22 protein-coding genes are annotated in these 24,604 nt (G+C 68.6%); 20 read left to right on the top strand and 2 right to left on the bottom strand.

Going from position 1 to position 24,604, the window contains the following annotated elements; all coding sequences use genetic code 11:
- Positions 1–92 precede the first annotated feature (92 nt).
- The 16 genes from IE326_RS32960 to IE326_RS32885 all read left to right on the top strand — a co-directional run bounded on the left by IE326_RS32960 (position 93) and on the right by IE326_RS32885 (position 14,771).
- Positions 93–476 carry a hypothetical protein gene (locus tag IE326_RS32960; protein WP_190044090.1) on the top strand — a complete coding sequence of 128 codons (384 nt, stop codon included), beginning with the start codon at positions 93–95 and terminating at the stop codon, positions 474–476.
- Complete coding sequence (locus IE326_RS32955) at positions 473–1,273, top strand: SPDY domain-containing protein (protein WP_190044089.1); 801 nt, start codon at positions 473–475, stop codon at positions 1,271–1,273. The genes IE326_RS32960 and IE326_RS32955 overlap by 4 nt, the downstream gene beginning before the upstream one ends.
- Positions 1,274–1,301: 28 nt before the next feature.
- A complete protein-coding gene (locus tag IE326_RS32950) occupies positions 1,302–1,658 on the top strand; it encodes a hypothetical protein (RefSeq protein WP_190044088.1) in 357 nt (118 codons plus the stop codon).
- Positions 1,659–1,823: 165 nt separating this feature from the next.
- Positions 1,824–2,342 carry a hypothetical protein gene (locus tag IE326_RS32945; RefSeq protein WP_190044087.1) on the top strand — a complete coding sequence of 173 codons (519 nt, stop codon included), beginning with the start codon at positions 1,824–1,826 and terminating at the stop codon, positions 2,340–2,342.
- A complete protein-coding gene (locus tag IE326_RS32940) occupies positions 2,339–3,091 on the top strand; it encodes an SPDY domain-containing protein (RefSeq protein WP_190044086.1) in 753 nt (250 codons plus the stop codon). The genes IE326_RS32945 and IE326_RS32940 overlap by 4 nt, the downstream gene beginning before the upstream one ends.
- Positions 3,092–3,137: 46 nt before the next feature.
- A complete protein-coding gene (locus IE326_RS32935; protein WP_190044085.1) occupies positions 3,138–4,931 on the top strand; it encodes a type IV secretory system conjugative DNA transfer family protein in 1,794 nt (597 codons plus the stop codon).
- A 107-nt stretch (positions 4,932–5,038) separates the two neighbouring features.
- Complete coding sequence (locus tag IE326_RS32930) at positions 5,039–5,512, top strand: hypothetical protein (RefSeq protein WP_190044084.1); 474 nt, start codon at positions 5,039–5,041, stop codon at positions 5,510–5,512.
- A gap of 37 nt (positions 5,513–5,549) precedes the next feature.
- Entirely contained in the window at positions 5,550–6,365 is an 816-nt protein-coding gene (locus tag IE326_RS32925; protein ID WP_190044083.1) for a hypothetical protein, read from the top strand.
- Complete coding sequence (locus tag IE326_RS32920; RefSeq protein ID WP_190044082.1) at positions 6,362–7,318, top strand: hypothetical protein; 957 nt, start codon at positions 6,362–6,364, stop codon at positions 7,316–7,318. The genes IE326_RS32925 and IE326_RS32920 overlap by 4 nt, the downstream gene beginning before the upstream one ends.
- A 63-nt stretch (positions 7,319–7,381) precedes the next feature.
- Entirely contained in the window at positions 7,382–7,924 is a 543-nt protein-coding gene (locus IE326_RS32915; protein ID WP_190044081.1) for a hypothetical protein, read from the top strand.
- Between the two features lie 103 nt (positions 7,925–8,027).
- Positions 8,028–8,891 carry an adenine nucleotide alpha hydrolase family protein gene (locus tag IE326_RS32910; protein ID WP_190044080.1) on the top strand — a complete coding sequence of 288 codons (864 nt, stop codon included), beginning with the start codon at positions 8,028–8,030 and terminating at the stop codon, positions 8,889–8,891.
- Positions 8,888–10,177, top strand: a complete 1,290-nt coding sequence (locus tag IE326_RS32905; protein WP_190044079.1) for a DNA cytosine methyltransferase — start codon at positions 8,888–8,890, stop codon at positions 10,175–10,177. The genes IE326_RS32910 and IE326_RS32905 overlap by 4 nt, the downstream gene beginning before the upstream one ends.
- Complete coding sequence (locus IE326_RS32900) at positions 10,177–11,322, top strand: DnaB-like helicase N-terminal domain-containing protein (RefSeq protein ID WP_190044275.1); 1,146 nt, start codon at positions 10,177–10,179, stop codon at positions 11,320–11,322. The genes IE326_RS32905 and IE326_RS32900 overlap by 1 nt, the downstream gene beginning before the upstream one ends.
- 16 nt (positions 11,323–11,338) lie before the next feature.
- Entirely contained in the window at positions 11,339–12,619 is a 1,281-nt protein-coding gene (locus IE326_RS32895; protein WP_190044078.1) for a hypothetical protein, read from the top strand.
- Between the two features lie 115 nt (positions 12,620–12,734).
- Positions 12,735–13,235, top strand: coding sequence for a hypothetical protein (locus IE326_RS32890; protein WP_190044077.1), 501 nt, complete (start codon positions 12,735–12,737; stop codon positions 13,233–13,235).
- Positions 13,236–13,571: 336 nt separating this feature from the next.
- Positions 13,572–14,771 (top strand): Shedu anti-phage system protein SduA domain-containing protein, encoded by a 1,200-nt coding sequence (locus IE326_RS32885; protein ID WP_190044076.1) that lies wholly within the window; start codon positions 13,572–13,574, stop codon positions 14,769–14,771.
- Positions 14,772–14,877: 106 nt separating this feature from the next.
- Here IE326_RS32885 and IE326_RS32880 read toward each other — a convergent pair whose 3' ends face one another.
- Together IE326_RS32880 and IE326_RS41620 are read right to left on the bottom strand one after the other, a co-directional pair.
- Positions 14,878–15,213: a nucleoside triphosphate pyrophosphohydrolase gene (locus IE326_RS32880; protein WP_190044075.1), complete on the bottom strand. Its 336-nt coding sequence runs from the start codon at positions 15,211–15,213 to the stop codon at positions 14,878–14,880.
- Positions 15,213–15,347 (bottom strand): hypothetical protein, encoded by a 135-nt coding sequence (locus IE326_RS41620; RefSeq protein ID WP_268983049.1) that lies wholly within the window; start codon positions 15,345–15,347, stop codon positions 15,213–15,215. The genes IE326_RS32880 and IE326_RS41620 overlap by 1 nt, the downstream gene beginning before the upstream one ends.
- Before the next feature lie 81 nt (positions 15,348–15,428).
- Between IE326_RS41620 and IE326_RS41615 the strand changes: the two genes are divergently transcribed.
- The 4 genes from IE326_RS41615 (at position 15,429) to IE326_RS32865 (ending at position 24,380) form a co-directional block, all read left to right on the top strand.
- Positions 15,429–15,560: a hypothetical protein gene (locus tag IE326_RS41615; protein ID WP_268983048.1), complete on the top strand. Its 132-nt coding sequence runs from the start codon at positions 15,429–15,431 to the stop codon at positions 15,558–15,560.
- A 948-nt stretch (positions 15,561–16,508) separates the two neighbouring features.
- Entirely contained in the window at positions 16,509–17,714 is a 1,206-nt protein-coding gene (locus tag IE326_RS32875) for a restriction endonuclease-related protein (RefSeq protein WP_190044074.1), read from the top strand.
- Positions 17,705–20,998 carry a hypothetical protein gene (locus tag IE326_RS32870; RefSeq protein WP_190044073.1) on the top strand — a complete coding sequence of 1,098 codons (3,294 nt, stop codon included), beginning with the start codon at positions 17,705–17,707 and terminating at the stop codon, positions 20,996–20,998. The genes IE326_RS32875 and IE326_RS32870 overlap by 10 nt, the downstream gene beginning before the upstream one ends.
- A gap of 607 nt (positions 20,999–21,605) precedes the next feature.
- On the top strand, positions 21,606–24,380 hold the full coding sequence (locus IE326_RS32865; protein WP_229915759.1) for an RNaseH domain-containing protein: 2,775 nt from the start codon (positions 21,606–21,608) through the stop codon (positions 24,378–24,380).
- Positions 24,381–24,604: the final 224 nt, after the last annotated feature.

The following is a 24,604-nucleotide window of genomic DNA, read 5'->3' as shown; positions in this document are numbered from 1 at the left end:
CCCGCTGGCCGGCGCCCGCCCGGAGGCGGTCCTCGCCGAGACCCAACGCGTACACCACCAGCACCACTGACCGCCCACCGACCCGGAGGAGCATGTCCCACCCCGCCCCCTACCCCGTGCGTCTGGCCGACGAGATCGCCCGGCAGCTCGGCCTGCTGACCGACCACCTCGCCCAGCTCCCTCCCCACGAAGCGGTGCAGGTCATCGCTCACGTACTCGACCTGGAGGACGGACTGCTCGACGGCGTCACCGGCCTCGTGTCCGTCAGCAGCACGTTCGCGAAGGCGCAGGCCGAGAGGGGCGTGCTGCCGGCCGAGGTGTGGCTCGCTCTCGGCCGGGCCGCCAACGACCTCGACGCCATCGGCGGAGACCTGGACGAGCACCGTGCCACCCTCCGGCGGGTCGGTGCCCAGCCCGCCGCAACAGCGGCGAAGCCGCCGGTGCCCGCCCCGCTCGTCATCCGGCGGCACCGATGAAGAGGACGTGGCAGGGCTGGGGGCCGGGCGAGCAGGCCGAGCAGCACTACCTCGTCCATCCCCGCGGCCTCGCTGGCGGCGGCGACGTCCGCCACATCTCAGAGTTCCTGCGGGCCTCAGGATGGCGGGACCACTCCAAGACCGGCGGTCCCCTGGCCATGGAGAGCCCGGACCGCACGGTCCGCATCTCGTACGACCCCTACGTCCTGCCCGGCGGATGGACCGTCCACGGCGCTGCGAACGGTCACGGCGACGAGTGGTCGGCGCACCTGGGCCGGCAGACTCCGGTGGAGATCGTCGCCGGCCTCACCGACGCCCTCACCCGGCCGTGCTCCGCGCACGCCCCCAACGTCTGGGCGCCGCTGCAGGAGCAGAACTGGCACACGCGATTCGAGGGCGAGCACTACACCGCGACCAGCCCCGACGGCACTGCGTGGATGCAGTATCACCAGGGCCCCGGAGGCGAGGCGATGTGGTGGACCGGGGCGAAGGACAGCCAGGGCAACGGCTGGACCGCGAACTTCTCGCCGAGCACGCCGATGCACCTGGTGCAAGCCTTCTCGGCCGAACTCGCCAACCCCGACCCCGTGATGCGTCCGCGCGGACGCGTTCCGCTGAGCACGCAGATCCGCACCTGGTCGGTCTCCGTCAAGCCCTCCCAGCTCAGCGCGTGGCAGCAGGCCCGGATCACGGCCGCCCGCGCCGCCACCTGGGCCCGTAACAGCGCCCGCACTTCCCGGCCGCGCGCCACCGCCCGCCCTTACACCCCCGCCGGCGGCGCCCGGACCCGCCGCTGACCCCGACACCTACCGTCCCGAGGACCCCATGCCCCCGCTCACCCCGGACGCCGTCCGCACCGCGACCGAAACCCTCTCCCGCCTCACCGACTACCTCCGCGAGAACCCCGACCCGGAAGAGGCGTTCGCCCTCGCCGAGCCCCTCCTGGATGAGTACACCGGCCTGCCCGTCCAGTTCGCCGACACCCTGCGCGCTCTCGCCCGAGCCCTCCAGAACCACCCGGACGCCCCGCGCACCCTGGCCGGCGACCTGCTGATCAACGAGCTGCGCACCGCCGCATGGGAGCAGGCCGACCAGCACTCCCTCCACGGCGTACTCGACGGCCTCCGTGAGCTGTACGGCAGTGCCGCCGAGGGCGGGCAGGGGTGCGGCCGGTGCCGCTGAGCGAACGGCAGCTCGCCGCGTTCGCCGATCAGCACGCCTGGCATATCCCGTTCGACACCAGCCCGCAGCCGCTGACCACCGCCTTCGACACAAGGAAACACCCTGACCACACCGTCCACCACCTTCCCGTCCGACCGGCACGCCCTCCTGCTGAGGCGGCTGGAGGTGTTCCTGGCCGAGAGCGAGGCGATCCTCGCTGCCTGGGACGCCTACTCCGACGAGCACACCGACGCCGACGGCTGGCCGTACGACGAGGTGTCGTACGGCTGGCGCATGGTCCAGCGGGACTCCGAGACCTGGAGAGCGTTCCAGGAGGTCCGACTCTCGGCCCGGGAGCTGCTCGCCACGGCCGCCGTCCAGCTCCAGCACGTCAACGCCGGTGACATCGAGCCTCGATGGGCGTGGCAGCTCGCCGAGCTCGCCCGCGCCCTGGAGAAGCTGGAGACGCTCCGGCGTAGACATGCCGAAGTCCGCGAAGCTCGGCGTGACTTGCCACCGGTGTCGCAGGAGGAGTTCGTCGACTCTCTTGCCGAGCGCAACGAGGAGGCATGGGACTCCCTGGACACCTGGGCCACCCAGGGCCGGGCCCTCCTCGACATCCACGCCGTCGCCCTTAAGGCACCGACACGGATCCTGGGTGCCGTACCGTCGCCGGTACGACGCCCGGCGGGGAGGCGCGGGTGAGCGTCAAAGTCGAGCAGGCGCTCATCTCCCCCCGCTACCTCGCCGGCCCCGGTGACCCGGCCTGGGTCACTGCCGCCCTGCACGCCGGCGCCGGGTGGAGCCACGGCCACGACCCGCTCATGCCCCGGGTCATCCTGACCAGCCCCGACCAGAAGTCGATGCTCCGCCTCGAGCCCCATCCGAACGAGCCGTGGTGGCACCTCTCGCATCGCGACGGCCGCACCGGATCGGTCTGGAACGCCTCCTTCGACGGCGGGACGCCCGTCGAGCTGATCGCCTCGGTCACCGACGCGCTCACCGACCCCGGCTACAACGCGCGGGCGATATCCGCCCCCTACCAGCCGCTGTGGGACGCCGGATGGAACTCCATTCGCAACGGGGAGTTCCGCTCGCCGGACGGCCGTGTGAGGGGCGAGCACTTCAATCTCTCCGGCAGGCGCAACTGGCGTATCACGGCCAGCCTCGACGAGGACGACCCCGTGTGGAAAGCCTGGTTCAGCAGCGGCACACCCCGAGTCCTCGTGGCCGCGTTCATGCAGGCACTCGCCGATCCGGAGCCGGTACGCCGCTCCCACGAGCAGACCGTCGGCCTCTCCCGCCGAAGGATCACCCTGCACTGGCAGGAGTGGCCAGCCGAGAGCGTCGCCCGCACGCTGCCGGAGCGGATCGAGCGCCTCGCCGCCCGCCGCGCCAGTCCTCCACCGCCCGCGCCTCCCACCCCGCCGCCGGCGCCCCGCCGCGCCCGCTGACGCTCCTCGCCCCACCAAGGGTCCGCACCGTTCAAGGAACCACCGCTTGCGCTCCGCTCCCTCCTCCAGTTCCGACGGCTACGACATAGCACTGAAGGTCCTCCTCGGCGCCTTCGCCGTCGGCCTTCCCCTCGCCTCCATCGCCTGGCTCGGCGGCAACCTCACCGCCTGGGCCACCGGCACCGGCACCTGGGCGCCCTACCGGCCGGCCGATGCTCTCCTGCGCCCCGAACAGCTGTGGCCGCAGGCCGGAGAAACGTCTCTGCTCCTGACCACCCGCGTCATCCCTGTGCTGGTGACGCTGCTGCTCGCCGCCGCTGGCGGAGCCGTGTGGCTGCGGTACAAGAACCGAGGTGGCGGCCGGAAGAAGAAGGTCGACGGGATGGCCAAGGCCCGCGACATCGAGCCGTTGCTCGCCAAGGCCATCGAGTCGAAGGCGCGCTCGCTGCGGCCGAGCCTCAAGGCCGCCAAGCACATCGAGCCGCGCGACGCCGGCGTCCTCCTCGGCAACCTCGCCGGGACCCGTCACGAGGTCCGCATGGGCTTCGAGGATGTGGCCGTCGCGATCATGGCCCCGCGCTCCGGCAAGACCACCAGCTTGGCGATCCCCTCCATCCTCGCCGCGCCCGGACCGGTCCTGCTGACCTCGAACAAGGCGGCCGGCGACGCCTACACCGCGTGCCTCGACGCGCGCGCCGTCGTGGGACGGGTGTGGTCGATGGACCCACAGCAGATCGCCCACGCCGAGCGGACCATGTGGTGGAACCCGCTCGCCGACGCCAAGACCCTCGACGGCGCCGGACGGCTCGCCGGGCACTTCCTCGCCGCGAGCGTCGATGCCTCCCAGCAGGGCGACTTCTGGTCGAAGGCCGGCAGCAACATCCTGTCCCAGCTGCTCCTGGCCGCAGCCCTAAACGAGCGGCCGATCACCGACATCATGCACTGGCTGGCCTTCCCGGCCGACCGTACTCCGCTCGACATCCTCCGCGATCACGGCTTCGCCGCGGTCGCAGCCCAGCTCAAGGGCACCGTCGAGGGGCCGCCCGAGACGCGCGACGGCATCTACGAGACCGCCCGCCAGTACGCCTCCGCCCTCCTCAACAGCGAGATCGCCGCCTGGGTCACCCCGCAGAAGAACATCCCGGAGTTCCGGCCGGCCGACTTCGTGACCTCCACGGACACACTGTTCCTGCTGTCGAAGGACGGCGGAGGCGGCGCGAGCGCGCTGATCGCGGCGTGCGCGGACTCCGTGATGCGGGCCGCGACTACACAGGCCGAACGCGCCGGCGGACGACTCGACCCGCCGATGCTCGCGATCCTCGACGAGGCCGCCAACGTGTGCAAGATCAGCGACCTGCCCGACCTGTACTCCCACCTCGGCTCCCGCGGCATCATCCCGATCACCATCCTGCAGAGCTACCGCCAGGGCCAGAAAGTCTGGGGCGACGCCGGCATGGACGCCATGTGGTCCGCGGCCACGGTGAAGGTGATCGGCTCCGGCATCGACGACCCGGACTTCGCCGACAAGCTCTCGCGGATGATCGGCGACCACGACGTGGAGACCACCTCCACCTCGGTCTCCGAGTCCGGCAAGTCGACCTCGATCAGCATGCGGCAGGAGCGGATCCTGCCCGCCGACGCCATCCGCGCCCTGCCCAAGGGCAGCGCGTTGTGCCTGGCCACCGGCATGCGCGTCGCCATGCTCGACCTGCGCCCCTGGTACGCCGAGCCCGGTGCCGAAGAGCTCGCCGCCGCCTCCGCCCGCGCCTCACAGGCCATCACCGCCCGCGCCGTCGCCAAACAGCGACCGTCCAAGGGCGACTTCGAGCAGGCCGCGTAACGGCCCTCTTCCCACGCGACCCGCGCGTACGCGCCGGTCACGCCCCTGCCCGCGCTCGCGGCACAGCCTAATCGGGCCCGTGTCCGCTGAACTCCGAGGAACACCCCATGCACCCCTTTCACCGGTTCGCTCACCAGGCCGCCGAACGCCTCCCCGGCACCTGGGCGGCGCAGCCGCGGTTCTACGACCGTCGTCTCGACCAGTCCATGGACACTGGCCGCATCTGGACCCCCTGGGACGACCGCCCGGGTCTCGCGCCCTGCCTGCGCGCAGCGCTCCTTCTGGGGTCCGACGGTCTGATGCTCTACCTCGTCGAGCACCGCCAAGACCGCGCTCTGGTCTGCCCGGTCGTGCCGCTCGGTCTGCACGAGGACATCACCGACCACCTCCCCGCGCCGCCTTCCGTCGCCGTCCCGCTCGATCCGGTCCGCGCCGCCTGGCGGATCACCGACCGCGTCCTTCCCCACTACACCGCCGCCGTGGCCGACGCCCGCGAGGCCGCCGCCTACCTGGCCGCCCGCCGCGCCCACAGCCCCGCACCGCTCCCGGCCCCGCTCCCGTCGCCGGCACGCACCCGCTGAAGCCGGCCCTCGCCGCCCAGGCCAGAAAGCCCTTCCGATGACCCCAAACCTGCCCCAGGCACCGCACTTCACCGTCTGCCTGCGGACGCTGTCCCTCGCGACCGTGTACACGCGGTGCCTCGACGCGCTCAACGACCCCACCCTCGGCACGCCGGAGGCGACCGAACGGATCAACCGCCTGCGCACCACGATCGAATCGCTCGTCGAGACGACCGCCGAAGTACGTGCGTCCCACCAAGACCTGCCGATGTCCCTCATCGACCACACCGACCACACCGTCCGCTCCAGGCTCGCGCAGCTCCAGGTCGTCACCCGGGCCGCGGTCGACGCGCTCACCGGGGCCGTCGAGGAGTCCGCCCCCGCCTCGATCGCTTCGGTCGACATCAGGCAGGCCAGCGTGGATGAAGCCCGGTACTTGCTCGCCACCTCCGCCACCGACCTCGTCGCCGTCGCCGAGCAGGTCGCCGCCGAGATGCACCGGTACAGCAGCGCCTACTCGATACCGGAGGTCGGCGCCCACGTCGCTCTCACAGCCGAGCACCACCAGGTCCTGCGGCTCGTCGCCGCAGGAACGGTCGCGGTCGACGAGGACGGCCACACCTGGGTCGGCCTGAACAAGGACTCCGTCGATCCGGGCGTCCTCCTCCATCTCGAACGACTGGGCCTGATCACCGAGGAACCGTCCGTCTCCTGGGCCGAGATCCGCGTCGCGTCCACCCCGATGGGCCGACTGGTCCTCGCGGCAACGATGAGCCGGCCCGAGCCTTTCGAGGCTGAAGACAAGTCGGCGCCCGCGCCGGCGGCATCGGCGCCACGCCGGCCCGGCCAGACTGCCGGAAGGATGGGCCGGTGAACGACGTGATCGGAATCCCGGCGCCTCCTGCGGACAGTGGTGCCCCACAGCGAGCATCCAAGTCTCAAGACCGTCGTACCGACCGCTACAACTGGGAGCTGGCCCGCGGGTCGATCACCGCGTTCGGCGAGGCCAAGACGCTGTCCGCATGGGCCCAGGACCCGCGATGCGCGGTCAACCGCGAGGCACTGCGGACACGGCTCGCCCTGGGGTGGCTGCCCGAGGACGCCATCACGCGCGAGCGCCACGACAAGCCCGTCCTGGAATTCACCTACCAAGGACGGACTCTGACGCTCCGCGGCTGGGCGGAGCAGTCGGGCATCAAGTACGCGACCCTTCACCAGCGCCTCACGAAGGGGGGCATGACGTTCGAGGAGGCCCTTCTCAAGGGCTCTGACGGCCCCCACTTCACCCTGCCCGTCACGGCGTTCGGCGAGACGAAGCCCCTGACCCACTGGGCCGTCGACCCGCGCGCCGGCTGCTCCGTCATCACGATGCGGCGCCGTATCGCCGCGGGGTGGGATCCCGAGCAGGCCATCACCGAGGAGCCGCAGAACCGCTCGACACTGGGCAGCGGCGTTCCCCACCGCGCTTTCGGGCTCAGCATGGGGCTGGAGGACTGGGCCCGGCATACGCAGATCCCCGCCGGCACGCTGCGCCACGTCATGGGCTCCTACGACATCCCACTGGACTCCGCCCTCAACGCCCTGGGCTGGAGCCCGCGCGCCGAGTCCGGCACTGTGCACGACCTGGTCGCGATACCAGCCGAACAGCTCCGCCCAGGAGACCGGATCGTCGGCGTCTCGACCGACCACGGCCCCGAGCCCGTCCTCACCGTCCGCAGGCCCTACCCGCCACCAAGCCCGCCGTACACCTCCACCACGCCGCCGGCCTCACCCACGCCGACTCCCCCGGCGCCGCCTCCCACCCCCCGCGCCCCCACCCGGCGCTGACCGAAACACCCGCACAAGGAGACCGTCCTGCCCGACTTCCCTCATGCACTCGCCCTCTACGACATGGCCGACCAGATCGACCGCCTCCGGTTCCAGCTGCGGACCCTGCCGCCAGCACCTTCGATCCCGGCCGTGGACAGCGTCTCCGCCCGCGTCGAGGACTTGATCGGCATCACCACAGCCGTGAGCGCCCAGATCAAGCACTGCTTGTCCGACCTGATGTCCGGAGGGCCGACGAAGGCGGCCCTCCAGGCGTACAGCAACGCCGTCGCCCCGCTGGGTGAGGCGTTGACAGAACTCGGCCGCATGCACGCGGAGATCGCGCACTACAACTTCACCACCCATCCCGCGCACCGGGGCAGCCCGCCGAACCTGGAGCTTCCGCGCCAGGAGGTCAACGAGACGGTGTCCGGGTGCTGCGAGGCGGCCGACGAGATCCTCGACGCAGCGGCCATCGAACTCCGGGATGCTGCCGTCAAGTTGATGCCCTCGCCCTCTCGTCTCCAGCCGGGAACTCCCGGCCGCGCTCTCCGGGCCGGCTCCGCCCTGCCCTCCCTTCCCCCCGCGCCTCCCGCCGTCACGCCCCGCGCGGCGAAGAGCCGCTGACGCGTCTGCACCCTTCGCGACGCTCCCCTTTCACCCCGCCCAAGGAATTCACATTTCACATTCCCCCTCCCCTCAGTATCGCGCCCTTTCCCTCGGAGCCGGAGTGCAGTCCAGCGCACTCCTCGCACTCTCGGCAGAAGGAATTCTCCCCAAGATCGACTACGCGATCTTCGCCGACACAGGATGGGAACCAGAAGCCGTCTACCGCCATCTCGACCGCCTCGAACGCGAGATAGCAGAACTTGCCGGAATACCGATCCTCCGGGTCTCCTCGGGAAATATTCGCGACGATGCCCTGAACCCGGACCACCGCTTCGCCTCCATGCCCCTCTACATCCTGAACAAGGACGGCCGACCTGGGATGACGAGGCGCCAGTGCACCGGGGAATATAAGGTAAAGCCGATCAAAGGGAAGATCCGCGAAATTCTCGGCTACCCCTATCCGGCCCCGGTTCCTAAGGGGGTCTTCGTCGAGCAGTGGATCGGCATATCCACCGACGAGTTCCATCGCGCCAAGGACGCCGACGTGAAGTACATGCAAAACCGGCATCCACTGATCGACATGGGCTGGTCGCGTTCCGACTGCGTCCGCTATCTCGCCTCCCTCGGCCTGGCCGACACCCCGAAATCCTCGTGCCTCGGCTGCCCTTATCACGGAAATTCCCAGTGGCGAAAAATTCGCGACACCTCGCCCTCGGAGTGGGAGGACGTCGTCGAGTTCGACGCGGCCATCCGCAAGGGCAACGCCCGCGCCAACGCCACCGGGAACACCCTGCTGGGCCAGGCGTTCCTGCACCGCTCGCGCGTCCCGCTCGGCGAGGCCCCGATCGACCACGTCACCAGGGCCGAGCGCGCCGCCCTCGACGACGCCGAAGCCGAGGCCGCCGAGCTGGGCGTGGTGAACGGCTGCTCCCCCTGGAGCTGCCGCGGCGACGCCGAGCAGGACGACTTCGGTCTCGCGTCGTGATCCCGCCGAAGGGGCTCGTGCTCGACCTGTTCGCCGGGCCCGGTGGCTGGAGCGTCCCCCTGCACCGATTCGGGATCCGCGACGTCGGGCTGGAATGGGACGAATGGGCCTGCAAGACCAGGGCGGCGGCCGGCCTGTTGACGATCCGCACCGATGTGGCGATGTACCCGGCATGGATCTTCGCCGGCAAGGTCCGGGGGTTCATCGCTTCGCCGCCGTGCCAGGCATGGTCCATGGCGGGCAAGCGCCTCGGCCTGGTGGACCAGCCACTCGTCCACCAGGCAGTCGCCGATCTCGCCGCCGGCCTCGACACCCGCACCAAGCTCCTGGCCGCCTGTCGCGACGAACGCTCCCTGCTCGCGGCCGAGCCGATGCGCTACCTCCACGCCCTGAACACGGTGGGCGAGCCGGAGTGGGTGGCCATGGAGGAGGTCCCTGACGTGCTGCCGCTGTGGAAGCAGTACGCGCAGATCCTGAGGTCCTGGGGCTTCTCCGTGTGGTGCGGCATCCTCAACTCCGCGGACTACGGGGTGCCGCAGACCCGGCGGCGGGCGATCCTGCTCGCCTCCCGCGTCCGTACCGCCGAACCCCCGACGCCGACCCACGCCCAGATCGCCGAACCCGAGAGCCTCTTCGGGCCGGGCCGCGCCCGCTGGGTGTCCATGGCCGAGGCCCTCGGCTGGGGAGCGACCGACCGCCCCGTCCCGACCGTCTGCGCCGGCGGCGGGCCGGGCGGCGGACCCGAACCGTTCCCGTCAGGTTCCCGCAAGACCCTCAGCGACGCGCGGGAGCGCGGCACCTGGATGCCGCATCCGGACGGAGTGATCCTGAACTCCCGCCGCGAAGGCGCAGGGTGGACTGCCCGGCACGGCACCCGCGAGAACCGTGCCGCCACCGCCCCGGCGCCGACGTTCACAGCCGAGGCGCATCGCTGGTCGTGGTCTCTGCGCAGCAACAACCAGGCCAACGCCACCGTCCGGTCCATCGAGGAGCCGGCCGGCACGCTGTTCTTCGGACACCGCGCCAACGAGTGCACCTGGGTCGCCGAACCGGTCCCGACGTCGCCGCAGGACGGGGACGTGCCCGCGGTGCCGGAGCCGATCCGGATCACCGCTCGCGAGGCCGGCCTGTTGCAGACCTTCCCCGGCGACTACCCGTGGGCCGGGAACAAAGGCCAGCAGTTCTCGCAGATCGGCAACGCGGTCCCCCCGCGTCTGGCCGCTCACCTCCTCGCCCCGCACCTCGGCGTCACCCTCGACCCGACCGACTTCGCCCTGGCCGCTTGATGCCCCACAGCCCCGAACCCGACGAGGACGACCTCGACCCGACCCCGGCGCCGCCGCCGGTGTTCCACGCCGAGCAAGCCCTCCTCGGCGCCCTTCTTCTCGATCCGCGACGTCTCGGCGACGTGACCGGGATCTGCGCCGACTCGTTCTCCACCGCCGCGCACGCCAGCCTGTTCGCCGCGATCAACGCCCTGCCGCCGCCCGAACCAGATGAGCACGCGAGGAACACCACGTGGCTCAACAAGGTGCTCACCTCGGGCCGGGAGCAGGCACGCGGCTTGACCGCCTCCTACCTGCACACCCTCATCCAGGTCTGTCCCTGGCCGAGGCACGCGGCGGCCTACGCGCGGATGGTCGAGGCCGAGCACGCCCGCCGCCGGCTACGTGCCGCCGCTGAGCACCTCCTCCAGACCGCCCACGACGCCTCCCTCCCGGAGCCCGTCCCGTCGGTGGTCGCCGAGGCCGACGCGCTCGCCGCGGTCGTGGACGAAATCGCCACACGCTTCCCGCCCCGCGGCGGCGTCCTGCCCCGGACGCCTGTGTCCCCGCCGGCCGTCGTGCCCGACCACACCGAGGCGGCGGAGGAGGAGCAGTTGCTGCTCGCGACCGCCGCCGCCCGCCCCGCCGACATCGAGTCCGTACGGTGGCTGCTGCCCGAGGACTTCACCCAACCCCTGCACGCCGGCCTGTGGCAGTGCCTCACCACCCTCGTCCGCCGCCACGAGCCCGTCGACCCCGTCACCGTCCTGTGGAAAGCCCAACAGCGCGGCCTCCTGCACGACGGAAGCGAGCCGAGCGACGTACTGCGTCTGCTCGCCGAACCCGCAGGCTCCGTCGAACACTGGAGCCAACGCGCCCTTACCCGCTCCCTCCTGAGCACGGTGGACGACGCTGCCCGCCGCATCCAGGCGTACTCCGACGACCCGATGAACACACCGTTCCAGCTCGTCGCCGCTGCCCGCCGAACCCTCGCCGACATCGGCGCCGTCCGTACCCGCTGGCAGCACGCCACCGGCCGGCCGCTGCCCCAGCGAGCGCGGGCCGCGCCCACCACACGCGCCGGACCCTCGACGCGCCGCGCCCCCGTCGCCTCGCCGCCTTCTGCGCGGCCCGCCGCACGGGCCGCCGCCGGCCGAACCCCCTGACCCACCGAAGGACCCGATGCCGTACGCCCCCGCCGACTCCCACGTCCGCTTCGCCCTCCACCCCGACCACCAGCCCGCCGTCATCGCCACCACGACGGGCCCCACGGCCGACGCCGCCCGCTCCCACCTCCACGACCACGGCTTCCGCAGCACCGGCCCGACCACGATGGTCCTGGCCCGCATAGACCACGAGGAGCCCCACTACACCGCCCAGGCCGCCGAACAGCTCCGGCGGTACGGCTTCACCACCGAGATCGACCCCGCCCTCCAGGAGGAACTCGACACGGAGTGGACCTGGGCGAACTACTCCATGCCCTGGTGTTCCCGTGCGGATGTCCGCGAGGTCGGCGCCGCGGCCCAGCGCATCCACGACGACATTGCCGAAGGCCGCCTGACCATCCACCTGCACGCCCACGACGGCCACACCACCGTCGCCGTCGGCTCCTACAAGGAAGGGGTCCGGAGGCACGTACACCTCCACGGCGAGAACCACCTCCGGCAGGAGACCGACCGCACGTTCGCCACCGAAGCCGAGGCCGTCGCCGAGTTTCACCGGCTCTACTCCGTCACCGTCCGCCCCGGCCCCGCCCCGCTCACCGACCTCGAACAGGCCGTCCGCCGGCTCCGCACGGGCACGACCCCGTCCACCACCGAGGAGACCTCCGCGCCCGTGGCCGAGCCTCCGGCCGCGGAGCCCGGCGAGCACGAGGCGTTCCTCGCCGCCCTCTTCGACGACGAGAACCAGTGGGAGAAGTACCGTCCCTTCGACGAGACGACCATCGCCTCCCACGAATCCCTGGTTGTACGGGCCGAGTTCGACCACGAGGCTCGGCGCCGTACCGACATCGCCTTGACGATCGCCGAGTACGACGGGCCCGGCGGCGAGCGCCTCTGGCACGCCACTATGACCACCGGCACACCAGTCGCCCTGGTCCACACGATGCTCCAGTACCTCGACACCCCGCCCCTCACCGCCCGGGAAGCACACGCTGTCCTCCGAGACGCCGGATGGCACCCAGCGAGCCACCCCACCCACACCACCTGGACGGCAGCCGGCGCCATCGCCTTCGAGCACACCCCGCACTCCACGACCGACCGTTGGATGCTGTATGGCGGAGACGACCTCGACCGCGCAGCATGGACGATCCGCCTATCCGCCGGCGTGGGCGGAGATCTCCTTGCCGACCTCGTGTCCACCGCCACGACCCTCGTCGCCATACCCACCCCCGCGCCGCGGCAGGCACCTGCACTTCGACTGCCGGCGGCCGAACCGCGACCGCGGGCGGCGCGCCGGTGACTGGCGACCGCGATCTTAAGACCGTGCTGGATGCCTCTGCTTGAACTGGCGCAGGAGGCTTTTCGACCAGGAAAACGTTCTCCTCCGGGCATCCCGACGATGCACAATGCCTGGCATGTCCTATCTGAGCCCGTTCGGTGACATGGACACCGACCACGAGTCGCCTGACGCGTTGTGCCTGTCCCGCGCCCACTGTGCGAACGCACCCGAGGACACGCTCGGCGAGTTCTTCCAGGGCTCCCTCGCGCTCATCGACGCTGGGGTCCCGCAGCCGGCCTTCTTCATGGCCCGGCAGTTGGCCGAGCTGTCGCTGAAGACGTTCCTCGGACCGCGGCAGAAGGCCATCCACCGCCTCGGAGAGATGTTGGACGAGTTGGCCGAAAACGGTGACGACCTGTTCGCAGAAGGCGACGACCAGCGCTTGATCGTCCAGTTCATCCGAGACCTGCACGAGCGCGACCCGAAGGGCGACGAGGGGCGGTACCCGACCAACCGCAGCGGGGAGCCCTCACTAGCAAGGGTTTGCTGCGCCGACCCGCATATGCTCCGTGAGCACGTCTGCCGTCTCTTCTTGTACACACAGAAGCGGCTCAACCGGTCTGATCAGAGCGTCTGAAGCGTCACACGGCCGCACCGGACATATGTGCGGCACACTGAGTCGGTGCGGTAAGAGCCCGCTGTCGTCATCCGGACGCGGCCCGGATCACCCCAGGCTCGCCCGCACTCGCTTCTCGGAGAGCTCTATCGGCCCCTCCATCCCGCTCGGTCTGGACGACCTCGTGACCATGCCACAGCTGCGCCAGCACGACCACGTCGTAATGGCCACCCGTACGAGGGACAAGATGGCGGCCAAGACCACGACTCGGTCAAGATGCCCAGATACAGGATGGCGAAGCGCCGAAGGACGAGCAGGTCTCCATCGAACTCTCCGCAAAGAAGGGCACGGCGGCCGATGGCTGAGACGACATGGCAGGTGGTCGCCGACGAGCTCCGCCATCTGTACGCAGGACCCACCGCAGAGCAGTTCGCGCTCGCGGACACGCTGATGATCCCCTTGGCTGCTGACACCCCCACACCAGTAACCGCCGCGCTGCTACGGGCTCAGCTCACGAAGCCCTTGCGCCTGCGGGAGTACCCGGGGATCGACGACCCGGAGTATGACTACCTTGCCAGTGTGGCCGCCGAGACCAGCCTTCGTATCCCGGCCATCGAGGAGATAGGCAGCCGGAACCTCCTGGACGCGTGGCTTGAAGTCGCCTGGGCACGGCGCACAGTCCACCACCTGGAACGGCTACAGCCCGAAGTGGGGGACGTCGCCGTCACCGTACGGAGAAGGAAGCCCGACGAGGACCGGTACGGACAGATCAGCTCGATCAGTCTCACCGGCCAGCTGAACTTCCGTGGTGGCCTCGGACGTCGGGCATGGCCCCACACAGTCAAGCGGCTGGTGAAGATGGGGGACGGCGATCACGGGGAGCTGCTGACCAAGGCGCGCGAGGAGGCTGTCGCCGAGGATCGGCACCCCGAGCGCGTCAGCAACCGTGAGCTGGCCCTGCTTGACACCTGGAAGGTCCCGCGGCGCCCCTCGCTGGCAGACTGCCAGGCTTTCCAGGAAGCATTGGACAAGGCTACTGCGGAAAGGCCCATGCAGGTTGTCCTGGAGAACCACCCAGCCCTGCTCGCGAACGTGATCGCTGGCCACCACGGGATCTGGGTCCGCTCGCAGGTTCGTCTGGGCGACAGGTACGTCCCAGACTTCCTCATCGCCAGTCAGACGTCGGAGGGCCTACGTTGGCATCTCGTCGAGCTGGAAAGCCCCACCGCGCGGCTCACGAACGTTGGCGACCATCGCGAATCGCCCACGTTGCGCCACGCCATCGACCAGATCCAGGACTGGCGCGAGTGGCTGAAGACCAACCTTCTGTCCGCCCGCGCGGCGCTCCCCGGCATCACCGTGGACGCACGTGGGCTGATCATCATGGGGCGGGAAGACGTGACGGACAGCGCCCGCGAGATCCGTGATCGCCGAGACGCGAACGACCGGATCTCGATCCGGACGTACGACTGGCTCCTGCGTGCTGCTATGAAGGCGGAGACGACACTCCCCGGCCTGCTCGACACGGAAACCGGAGACCTGAGCCGCGACTGGTAGAGGGCACGGCCAAACACCGTTCAGATCGCGCTGCGCAGCCGCGTAACCTTCCACGATCGTGACCGGCTGCCGTCTGCTGTGGGCGTGAGCACCCCGCCGCCACGTATCAGCGGTTTCCCGTCCAGACGATCCGCCCGGCGAAACCTCCTCGCTCGCTCGCCTTCGCGACGCGAATCGCCTCCAGTTGTTCCCGGTTGATGCCGAGGTCGGCAGCGAGCGCGAGCAGCACCTCCGCCACATCCGCAAGCTCACCGGGCGCCGATACGTCGTCCGCCTCCAGGAACTCCGCGACCTCCTCGCGCAGCTTCTCCCGCAGCCGGGCCCGATACTCGTCGGGCCCGGCGATATAGGTGACCGGATCGGCTCCGTCGTTCCGGATAATCTCCGGGATCCGGTCGCGCACCAGCTTGCCGGCCCCGGGGGTCGTCTCGGCGTTCGACATCAGGTATTGCTCTCCTCGTTGGGCGGGGCGTCTCTCTGCCCCGTGGAGGTGAAGTAGCGCTCGCCGCTGGCCCGGTTGTTCCAGATCTGCTCCCCGGTGTCGGGAGCTGCGGCAGGGGCGTCAAGTCGGCTCACTGCGGGTGCGGAGGCGCGAACCGTCTGCGGAGGAGGTCGGTGTCGGGCTTGGCGTGCCGCCTCTGGGGTACGTTCGGGCGCATGTCGCTGCGTTCGGTGGATCTGCGTAAAGAACCGATGGAAGCCGTACTGGACAAGATGCTGTGGGATCCGGAACCTGCGGGGCTGCTGGGCGGCGCCTTGGCCCGGATGTACGGCCGCCCCGGATTCTGATGGACGCGTGGATGCGGAGCCAACCGGCTGACGTGCCTCCGAAGCCCCCTTCCAAGGGCAGGAAGCACTCATCCGTACGAGCAGCGGAGATCTGGGAGGGCCTCAATGAGCGGCAGCGCACCTATCTGGCGGCCTGCTACCAGGAGGACCAGGAGGTTGAGCGTCAGGCGACGGCTGCGCGCGCGGCCGGTTCGGGTAAGCGGATTCCTGCGGCAGAGTGGAGAAAGATCCCGTTCACAATCAAAGCCGACCCGGAGTTCACGGGGTACACGGCCCTTCAGGACCGCCTACGGGTACTGGGGGAACATGACGCTGGTGCTGGCCAGACGTTCAAGGCTCTGGCCACGCGCGGGCTTGTCGTGGTCTCGGAGGACCAGGTCGAGGTGTTCCCCCTGGGCTTCGTTCCACGAGTCCTGGTGGAACTCACTCGCTTGGGCCGAGCCTGCGCGCGAGCAGGTCTCGGTGAGGCGCCTTCGGCACGGCGGCCGACGCACCTGCTTTCAGAGTGGCTGTGGTCCAGTCTGATGAAAGTGGCCTCCGCCGGGCCGGACGGCCTTTCAGATGATGATATGTGGGGGAGGTCGAAGTTCTACCTGGGAACGGGGTACCGGCCGCATGGGCCTCACGGAGGTAGAAGCCGGGGTTTGATCGATGAATTTCCGGTGACTGAAGGGGAAGGCGAGGAGGCGTTCGTACGAGAGTACCGATGGCGCCTGACTGACGCCGGACGCCAGCACATCACCGAATACCGGGACACCTATCGAGGCATGTACCCAAATGTCCCCATTGCGGAGCTTGCGTAGTGGTTTCTGCACACTCCGTCACTCGAACTGATGAATTATCACTCAAGCGACTGCGGAGCGTTGGTTCACACCTAAGGTCAAAGAGGTGAACGCACGCTCTACTTACGTCAGTTCATTGCATGACGCCGAGGTCCGGCATGTCGTCATGACCGCTGCCGCTATGGCCGCGAGGGCACTGACCGGGTCCGATAGCAGCACAGACCCGGAAGTCCGCCTCAAGGAGATGATGGACGCCCACGCGAGGATCCTCTGGGCTTGGGGCCCCGGAAAGCCCCTGACCTTCACCAAGTTCCGGGAGATGCTGACGGAAGACCTGTCGGCGCTGCTGCCCAACGGTGTGGACGCCGGCGAGATGTCGGGCTTCTACGCCATTACCGGGGACGGGGAGTTCGAGGAGGACTCCTACGATCTGGAGATGGAGCAGCGGACCGTCCTGGAGGCCCTCGAGAAGGCTTCCTGGAACGGCCGGTCAGCGATGGGTGCCCGAGTCAGCGACGAGTTGCACCAGACACTGGTGCACCGGGAACTGTTGAAGGGTCGCTCCCAGGAGTCCTACTGCGCATGGCGGTCCGCTCTGATCAGGACTCCGGCTGGGCCTGCCGGGGAACTGCGCCGTCTTGATCTCCCCGCGAAGCTCGACGAGTTCTACGAACCTATCCGGTTCGACGCGCTCTACGACCAACGGTGGTGGTTCGCATGCCCGTTCTGCTCGTGGCCCATGAAGATTACGCTGCATGGCGAGAAGCGCGGCTCTGCGGGGAAGGTCCGCTGTTTCCACCGGCCGCACGCCCGGCAGGGAGCACGGTACGAATTCAGGGTTCCGGATAGCGGCAAGGCACCAGAGCTGCGGCCCGTGGGCAGGCCGTTGAAGCCCGAGGGGAATGCGAGCGTCCTGTTCAAGGACATCACGGACCGGATGCCCGAACCGACCCCGGAGAAGGGGCACAGGGCCCTGGTGCGAGGGGTATGGCGATGCACAACGATCCCGGGGATTCCCGAGTTGGGCCTGTATGACGCGTTGTCGACGCCCGCCGTGAAGAAGAAGGGCGTGGTCGTGGCCCTGTGGCCGGATATGGACACCTACGACCTGCTCGTCACGGTGACACGGAAGCCGGGGGTGAGGACTGAGTTCAAGGTCGATGTGAAGGACTACACGTACGCGACACTCCTCGCTGACAAGATCACCGCTGACCGGGGTGACAAGGGCGGTGCTGACTGGCTGGTTGTTCCGGACTTCCGGTACGACACGGTTCCGATGCTGGAGGACGTCAGCCGGAAGTGGATGCGGGTGGCGACCGCTGGGGACTTCGGCGCGCGGGTGTGCAAGGAAGCGGGTGCGACGTGGGCGTGACGAAGAAGTTGTCGAAGGGTGTCGGTTCGGCGTCCGCCGCGCTGGCCTTGGCGGCGCACTACTTCCCGGAGAAGGACGATGAAGGCCACTTGGTGGCGTCGTTCCGTCACGCGTCGTTCTTCTTCACTGGTCACCTGGACCTGTGGGACCGGTGGCGGGAGATGGCGCTCGCGGACAAACAGCGGATCGCCGGTGTCATCCGGTACGGGCGGCAGGACTTCGCCTCGTCGGGGGTGTTCACCCGGTTCGTACGCGGCTGCCTGGCGGAGCAGTCTCCGGACGGCGGCATCCCGTTCGAAGCGGTGGGGGATCCCGGCAGCGCCGTGTCCGCGAAGCCGCGGGTCGGCGGCGATCTCCTCGCCCACGTCGACCGCATGCTGGAGAGGCTGTCGAAGTCGTACGGGCGCCGGAGGGCGCATCCCCCGGCCGACCCAGGGACGTGGCTCACGGCCAAGCGGTACGCGTCGGGGAAGGGCGAGATCGTCGGTCGGGCGGTCATCCCGGCAACCGGCACCTTCACCAGCGGGAAAGACCTCGATGACCTCCCCGAGGTGAACACGCTCCCCTACGAACCGGACCTAAGAATCCCCACCCCTGATCTTCTGGACCACGCGAGGAAGGTCGACCAGGCCCGCTACGAGAAGCACGGCAAGGAGGGGTACCTCTTCGACGTCCTGTCCAGACTCTTCCACGAGCTCCAGACAACCGACGACATCAGCGTCGGTGACGCCCTGATGCTCCTCGCCGGGCCCATTGAGATCTTCAACGCCCCTACCGGAACCGGTAAGAGTGTCCTCGTGAGGGTCGCGGCATCCTGGCTCGCCGTCAACGGGTACGCCATCACTCTGGTCCTCCCAACCGTCGAGGCGACGCTGTCCGCCGCGTGGGAGATCAAGGAAGACCTCAGCGCTCTCGGTAGTGAGAAAACCTGCGCCCCTCTGATGTCGCCCTCTCGGCTCCACGACCGGGCCATGAAGCTGGTCTCCCGCATCGAAGGCCCTCTCATCGGCCAGGACGACGAGACCCTATGGCGCCTCGACACCCTCTCCTACGGGTGTGCCCTCAAGCACGCGACGACCAGCACGCACCCGTACCCTCCGGGAAGCGAGTCGTGCCGGTACCTGGGCCCCATCCCTCCGATGACGGGGAGCCGGTCCTGCTCGTGGATGCAGACCTGCGGAAAGTACGAGCAGCAGCGCCAGGCGTGCAAGGCCGCGGTCGTGGTGACCAACCACCACAACTTCATGGCCGGGCGAATCCACATCGGCGTCGTGCTCGACGGCAGGAAGGCCGGCGACCTGTCCGTGGCCGAGTTCGCGTTCCGCCGCTCACATGCCGTCCTGATCGACGAGGTCGACCAGTTCCAGTCGGTAGCGGTTGACATGTGCTCCAGCGATCTGATCCTTGACTCCCGGCAGCGCAAGAGCGTTCCTCTTCGCGACCTGGACGACGACCAGCGGATCATGTCGTCCGAAGCGATCAAGGAGTTGTGCCCCACCATCAGCCACGCCCGCTACCTGGCGGAATTCCTCCTCGCCGCGCTGTGTACCGACGAGCTTCACCTGCGCTACTACGAGGGGCGGGACGAGGCGAAGGACACGCACGGTTCGAACAGCAGCATGTGGCACCTGTCCGGGTCGCGGGACCGGCGGCTGATCACGCTCTTGTTCCCCGAGGAGGACGTCACCGATGTCCAGGAGATCCCGGCCGAGCTGTTCGACAAGCTGAACGCCTTGCATCCCGTGCACCCGGAATCGTCTGAGGACGCGCTCCCCCTGGGCCGAATCTGCAGCACTCCCTTGGAACCGCGCCTGGAAGCGGTGCGGGCGGCGCTGGGGAACCTCCTCGCATCACGGGGAGAAGACCTCCTCACCCAGGCCCGATCTGAGATGGACAAGATCCTCAAGGATGTCGTCCCCAACGGCTACGACCGGGGTGAGGCCATCGAGCTTCTGATCGTCCGGGTATGGCTGGCCGAACTGGACATGACCCTTGAGCGCCTCCGAGGGAAGACCGCTCAGTTCAAGGCCGCCGGACTCCCCTCCGCGCAGAAGCTCGGAGAGAAGCTAGAGACAGGTGTGGCATCCGGCATCCTGCCCTTTGGGATGCTCGGTAAGGGCGTCTTCGGCTACCGGGTCACCGGCCTGGACGACCCGGAGAAGTCCGCCGAACTCACCTCGCAGAGCATTTCCGGCGATCCGCACACCTACACGGCGCAGCTCGGCGGCATCGTGTCTCTCGTGCTGGCCGGCGTCGAGCGCCCGGTCATGGGCCTGTCGGCGACCGCCTATTTCCCCCAGGCCGTACGTGAGCATGTACATGGCCGCGTGAAGTGGTGGATGACCGATGCCGACCCGGAGAGCATCAGCGCCATGCAGGCGCCACTCAAGGACGCACTCAACCGTGACATCCAGATCTCCGGACTCCCCCAGCACCTCAAGAGCAAGGCTCTCAACGCGCTCGGGGAGAAGCTCTACAGCGACAGGATCCACCCCGAGCTCACCGAACTCCTCGAAAGCGACCCCGACCGGGCGCATGTGGCGGTCGTCGTCAACTCCTACGAGCACTGCCGTCACATCGCCGCAGGCATCTACGCATCGGGCGACTACCGCGACGGCCTGTGCGTCGCGGTTCCCCCGGACAAGTACCGGCGTGACCGGCTCCGGGAAGCCGTCAAACTCCCCCCTGGTGTCGTCGAGCTGACACCCGAGGAATTCACCACTTTCCCCAAACGCGGGAAGATCCTCGTCGTCCCCATGGCGAGGATCGCGCGCGGCCTGAACATCATCATCGGCCGCCGGTCGGCGATCACCAGCGTCTACCTGTGCACGCGGCCTCTCGCGCTGCTCACCGACCCGCCGGAGATGTACGCCTCCATCAACGCTGCCGGGCTCAACGCCGTCACTCCCGCGAGTGATCCTCTCGAAGTCCTGCACAAGGCGCGAGAGGCAGCCTGGTCTCGGCTCCGGCTGATCATGCGCTCCGCGCCCGGGTTCGTTAGTGCCCACAAGACCCTCCAGGAGGAGATCGTCGCCGGGATGATCGTCGACATGATCCAACTCGCTGGCAGGGCCCGCCGCGGCGGCACGGACATGACGCTGCACCTGGTCGACTACGCCTTCCACAACGACTCGTGGAAGTCCGACCTGAAGAACATCCTGCGGCGTATGCACGAGAAGTGGACTCCGGACGTCCGGCGGAGAATGGATGCGATCTACCGCGAAGCGCTCGCCGCGTTCCTCGCGTACGCCGGCATCAACTCCGAGGATTCCGAAGGGCACTGATTGCGCGTCCAGCCGTGCTACGGTGACGCACGGCTGGACGCGCACTGCCCAGGCGAATGACGGAAGCTCCCATGCAGCGACCGTTGGCCAAAGGCCCCGTTGGACCCGCGCGATGAAGCCCGTCTCGGGCACGCACATCACTGCCAGGCATCGTCATCGTCTCGGCGGGAAGCATGGGATACCGCGCGAGGGAACAGACATGCCCAAGCGGCAAACACCGTTGCAGAAGGATGCCCGCAAGCTCCAGAGGCGCACGGACTACACCTATACGCAGGCCATGGCTATCATCCGCCTGCTCCAGAAGCCCGCAGCTCGATCGCCGCAGGAATTCACCGCCGTGGCTGAAGCTCTTCTCGCCGAACAGGATCAGGCACACCTCTGCCCGGTCTACGACGTTCTTCCGCCGGCGATGGCCGGCAAGCTGCGCATCCACTTCATGGGGATCCATCGTCTTGGCACCTACGTCACCAAAGACGACTGCCTGATCGGCCGCGCATCACGGCCAGAGGCCGGTGAGGTGCCCGATGACGACGAGGCCCTCTTCCCTGCCTCGCACTCACCCTTCCCGGCATACCGCCGTACGGCCAGAAACGGAGCACTCCCCCCGATGACCGTTCAGCTCGCCACGGACCACCCGTCCAAGGTCAACAAGAAGCAGCGGCTGAACGTCGCCGCGTACCTGTGCACCCCGCAGCTCCTCGACGGCGCCGCCGTTGTGGTCCGCGAGTTCGACAACGGGTTCAAGAACCTCTGGCGAGGCTTCGACCGCGCGTACAAGGACCTCGCCGGCCGAGAAGAGGTCCAGGCCCCCCACTCCATCGTCACGACCGCGCTGCGCTGCCTGACGGGCGGCTACGTCCACTTCGATCCCTGGGCCGGCGTCCTCGTCACCCGAGTCGAGATCGACAACGACACCCTCCGCGACGCCTTCACCCTCATGGTCGGCATGGCCATGGGCACCCCCATCGACCAGATCAGCCTCAACCATCCCGATCCGCTGGCCGTGAAGGTAGCCAGCACCCCGCAGGAACGCCGCCTCCTCGCCGACTACCTGATCACCAACGAGAACAGCCAGCCGGACGCACCGGGCTGGGTGTACCGGACGGTGACGTGGGATCTGTCGATCCGCCTGGCTGAACGTCCGTGGAAGGTTGACGGACAGGAGATCACACTCCGTCCGGACAGCGAGGGCGGCCTGATCGCCTGGGGCCACCCCTGGTCGAACAAGAACGGCACCGCGCACGCCGTGGCACGCATCCGCCTGTCCATGAAAACCCTTCCCAACCTCTCCTACCCCGTGATCCTGGCTTCCTCCCAGGTGACACGCCTCAAGTCCAACCTGGCCTACGCACGGAAGGTGCTGGTCGAGCAGGCTGACCCCGAACTCCCGCTGATCGAGGTCGAGCTGGATGGCCGCGGCAAGATCCGGCGGATCAACCGGATGGCGCTCCAGATCCTCGCCAAGCTCGGCATGGACTACACCGCTCTGAGCCTCATCCAGAACCGGGCCCAGGCCGAGGCCGACCACGACGCCGCCGCGCAAGACGCTGGAGGAGTCGAGGGCGAGATCCGGGAAGCGCTGCCCCCGATCGGCCCGGACAGCAAGATCCGCCCGATTCAGGGCAAGAGCTACAAGTTCCCCATCGGACGCGGCGTCGGCATGCACCATATGCGTGAGCTGGACCGGCACATCCACGACGTCTTCGGCGACGCCGCGACCAGCCCCGACATGTACCTGAGCACCCGCGGATTCCCCCGGAACGATCCGAAGAACCCTCTCCCCGCCCCGACCGAGGTGACCCGCTCCCTCACGTCCATGGGATACGAGCACCTGCGGATCGTCTGCCTGTGGAGCAAGGACGAGAACCGCACCCGCATGATCAACGGGCTGTGTGATGCCTACAGCCTGCCTGCCACGAGCATCGACCCCGCCGACGGCGTCCCCGTCCCGCTGCAGGACGACACTGTCAGCGTCGTGTTCCACCACGCCCCCGCCTTCCTCGCGCACGGCCCCGCCAAGGGCCGGGCCCGGCTGGTCGACGAACTCCCCTTCCTTCGCCGAGAACCGGGAACGCTCGTAGCGGTCTGGGCGGAGACCGAGTACACGGCCGAGTCCATCGAGGACACCACCGAGGAGGAAGCTGCCGAGAACCGGCGAGACCGGCGCCAGCGGGCAAAGAACGACGATACCGACGCCAAGTACCAGGGACGCCGGATCATCGCCCAGAAGGGCATCGTGTCGCAGTACATCGCCGACATGAAGCAGACCAAACGCAAGCGGGACCAGGGCAAGGACCACCAGGCGCTCTACTCCCTCGTCGACCTGCACCGCAACATCGGAATCCTCGACGAGCGCATCGACACGGCCCTGATCGACCCCATCGGTGCCCACGCCCCTCATGGCGTCGCACACGTCGGGATCCACGTACGCCGGCAGAGCAAGCAGCACCCCAGGGAGAAGGCGAAGATCTGCATCACCGCAGTCGCCCTGGTGCCTCCTGCCGTAGAGGGAGGCGCCTGGACTCTCCACGGCTGGAGCTACACCAACCCGAAGTGGCAGCACTACAACAACGCCATCGCCGCCTTCCACGCCCTGGACTACCCGACCGGCAAGATGACCGAGCTGGTCGATGACAACCAGGGTTACAAGAAGGTCGCCGAGCAGATCGACCAGGCCCTCTCCGACCTGACCGTCCACATCGGCCGCCTCCCCTATACCGTCACCGTGGACGGAGTCGGAACCCGCAGGCTGTGGGGCGGCCTCCACAACAACAAGCAGGGCCTGACCGGAGAACCCGGAGACACCTGGCTCCCCGGCAGCACGCTGCGCCACCAGGACCGACCCATCGCCGTCATCCGGATCAACAAGAGCGCGGACGAGGTGCCGCAGCCGATCAGCGTCAGCCGGTTCGACGCGGACGGGAACCTGATCGGCACGAACGGCACCACGACGTCGCTGTACCGGCTCGACACCGGTCTCGGCCCCGCCACCTGGATCCTGTCGAACGTCCCTCACCAGTACGACGGGAACGGGGCGGGCCGCCTCGGCGGAGACAAGACCCGGTGGACCGCCGGCCACGGCTCCAAGGAGAAGGGCAACATCTCGAAGAACGAGGTCGCCGCCAACTGGTACACGATGAACGGCACCGAAATCTACCCCTTGCCCCTGGCACCAGAGGTAGACCCGGAGGTGCTCGCCAACCTCACAGCGCGCCTGTGCAACCGCCCCCTGGCATGGAGCAACCGAACCCGCTACCCCGTCCATCTCCACGCAGCCCAGCAGATGGACCTAGACCACCCGCAGTACCGCCGCACCGCCCCCCAGGAAGACAACGAGGCGGAAGCTACCGGCGACCCACAGCAGACCGCCGACCAGGAGTAGCCCCGGCATCCCGGCAGAGGCCGCAGCACCCAATCGCGGGATGTCAGCGTAGTGAAATGCGCCTCGACGGGCGACAGGCGCGGGGACGATCGTTCAGAGCGTCTCACTCCAGGAGGCCGAGGCAGCGGCAAAACATAGCGGGGGATCGCCGGTTAGCCAAACCGGCGATCCCCCGCATCATTGATAGTCCATCGCCACAACCTTCCTGTACGTCGAAAGGCACC

This window comes from Streptomyces filamentosus (assembly GCF_014654895.1).
In the GTDB taxonomy this organism is placed as follows: domain Bacteria; phylum Actinomycetota; class Actinomycetes; order Streptomycetales; family Streptomycetaceae; genus Streptomyces; species Streptomyces filamentosus.
This window is presented reverse-complemented; position numbering and strand designations above follow the sequence as displayed.

Excerpts from the sequence above, each read along its gene's own strand:
- IE326_RS32890 (WP_190044077.1), top strand. The coding sequence starts at position 12,735 with ATGTCCTATCTGAGCCCGTTCGGTGACATGGACACCGACCACGAGTCG.
- IE326_RS32895 (WP_190044078.1), top strand. The coding sequence starts at position 11,339 with ATGCCGTACGCCCCCGCCGACTCCCACGTCCGCTTCGCCCTCCACCCC.
- IE326_RS32925 (WP_190044083.1), top strand. The coding sequence starts at position 5,550 with ATGACCCCAAACCTGCCCCAGGCACCGCACTTCACCGTCTGCCTGCGG.
- IE326_RS41615 (WP_268983048.1), top strand. The coding sequence starts at position 15,429 with ATGTCGCTGCGTTCGGTGGATCTGCGTAAAGAACCGATGGAAGCCGTA.
- IE326_RS32960 (WP_190044090.1), top strand. The coding sequence starts at position 93 with ATGTCCCACCCCGCCCCCTACCCCGTGCGTCTGGCCGACGAGATCGCC.
- IE326_RS32880 (WP_190044075.1), bottom strand. The coding sequence starts at position 15,213 with ATGTCGAACGCCGAGACGACCCCCGGGGCCGGCAAGCTGGTGCGCGAC.
- IE326_RS32875 (WP_190044074.1), top strand. The coding sequence starts at position 16,509 with ATGACCGCTGCCGCTATGGCCGCGAGGGCACTGACCGGGTCCGATAGC.
- IE326_RS32900 (WP_190044275.1), top strand. The coding sequence starts at position 10,177 with ATGCCCCACAGCCCCGAACCCGACGAGGACGACCTCGACCCGACCCCG.
- IE326_RS32950 (WP_190044088.1), top strand. The coding sequence starts at position 1,302 with ATGCCCCCGCTCACCCCGGACGCCGTCCGCACCGCGACCGAAACCCTC.
- IE326_RS32915 (WP_190044081.1), top strand. The coding sequence starts at position 7,382 with ATGGCCGACCAGATCGACCGCCTCCGGTTCCAGCTGCGGACCCTGCCG.
- IE326_RS32955 (WP_190044089.1), top strand. The coding sequence starts at position 473 with ATGAAGAGGACGTGGCAGGGCTGGGGGCCGGGCGAGCAGGCCGAGCAG.
- IE326_RS32885 (WP_190044076.1), top strand. The coding sequence starts at position 13,572 with ATGGCTGAGACGACATGGCAGGTGGTCGCCGACGAGCTCCGCCATCTG.
- IE326_RS32865 (WP_229915759.1), top strand. The coding sequence starts at position 21,606 with ATGACCGTTCAGCTCGCCACGGACCACCCGTCCAAGGTCAACAAGAAG.
- IE326_RS32930 (WP_190044084.1), top strand. The coding sequence starts at position 5,039 with ATGCACCCCTTTCACCGGTTCGCTCACCAGGCCGCCGAACGCCTCCCC.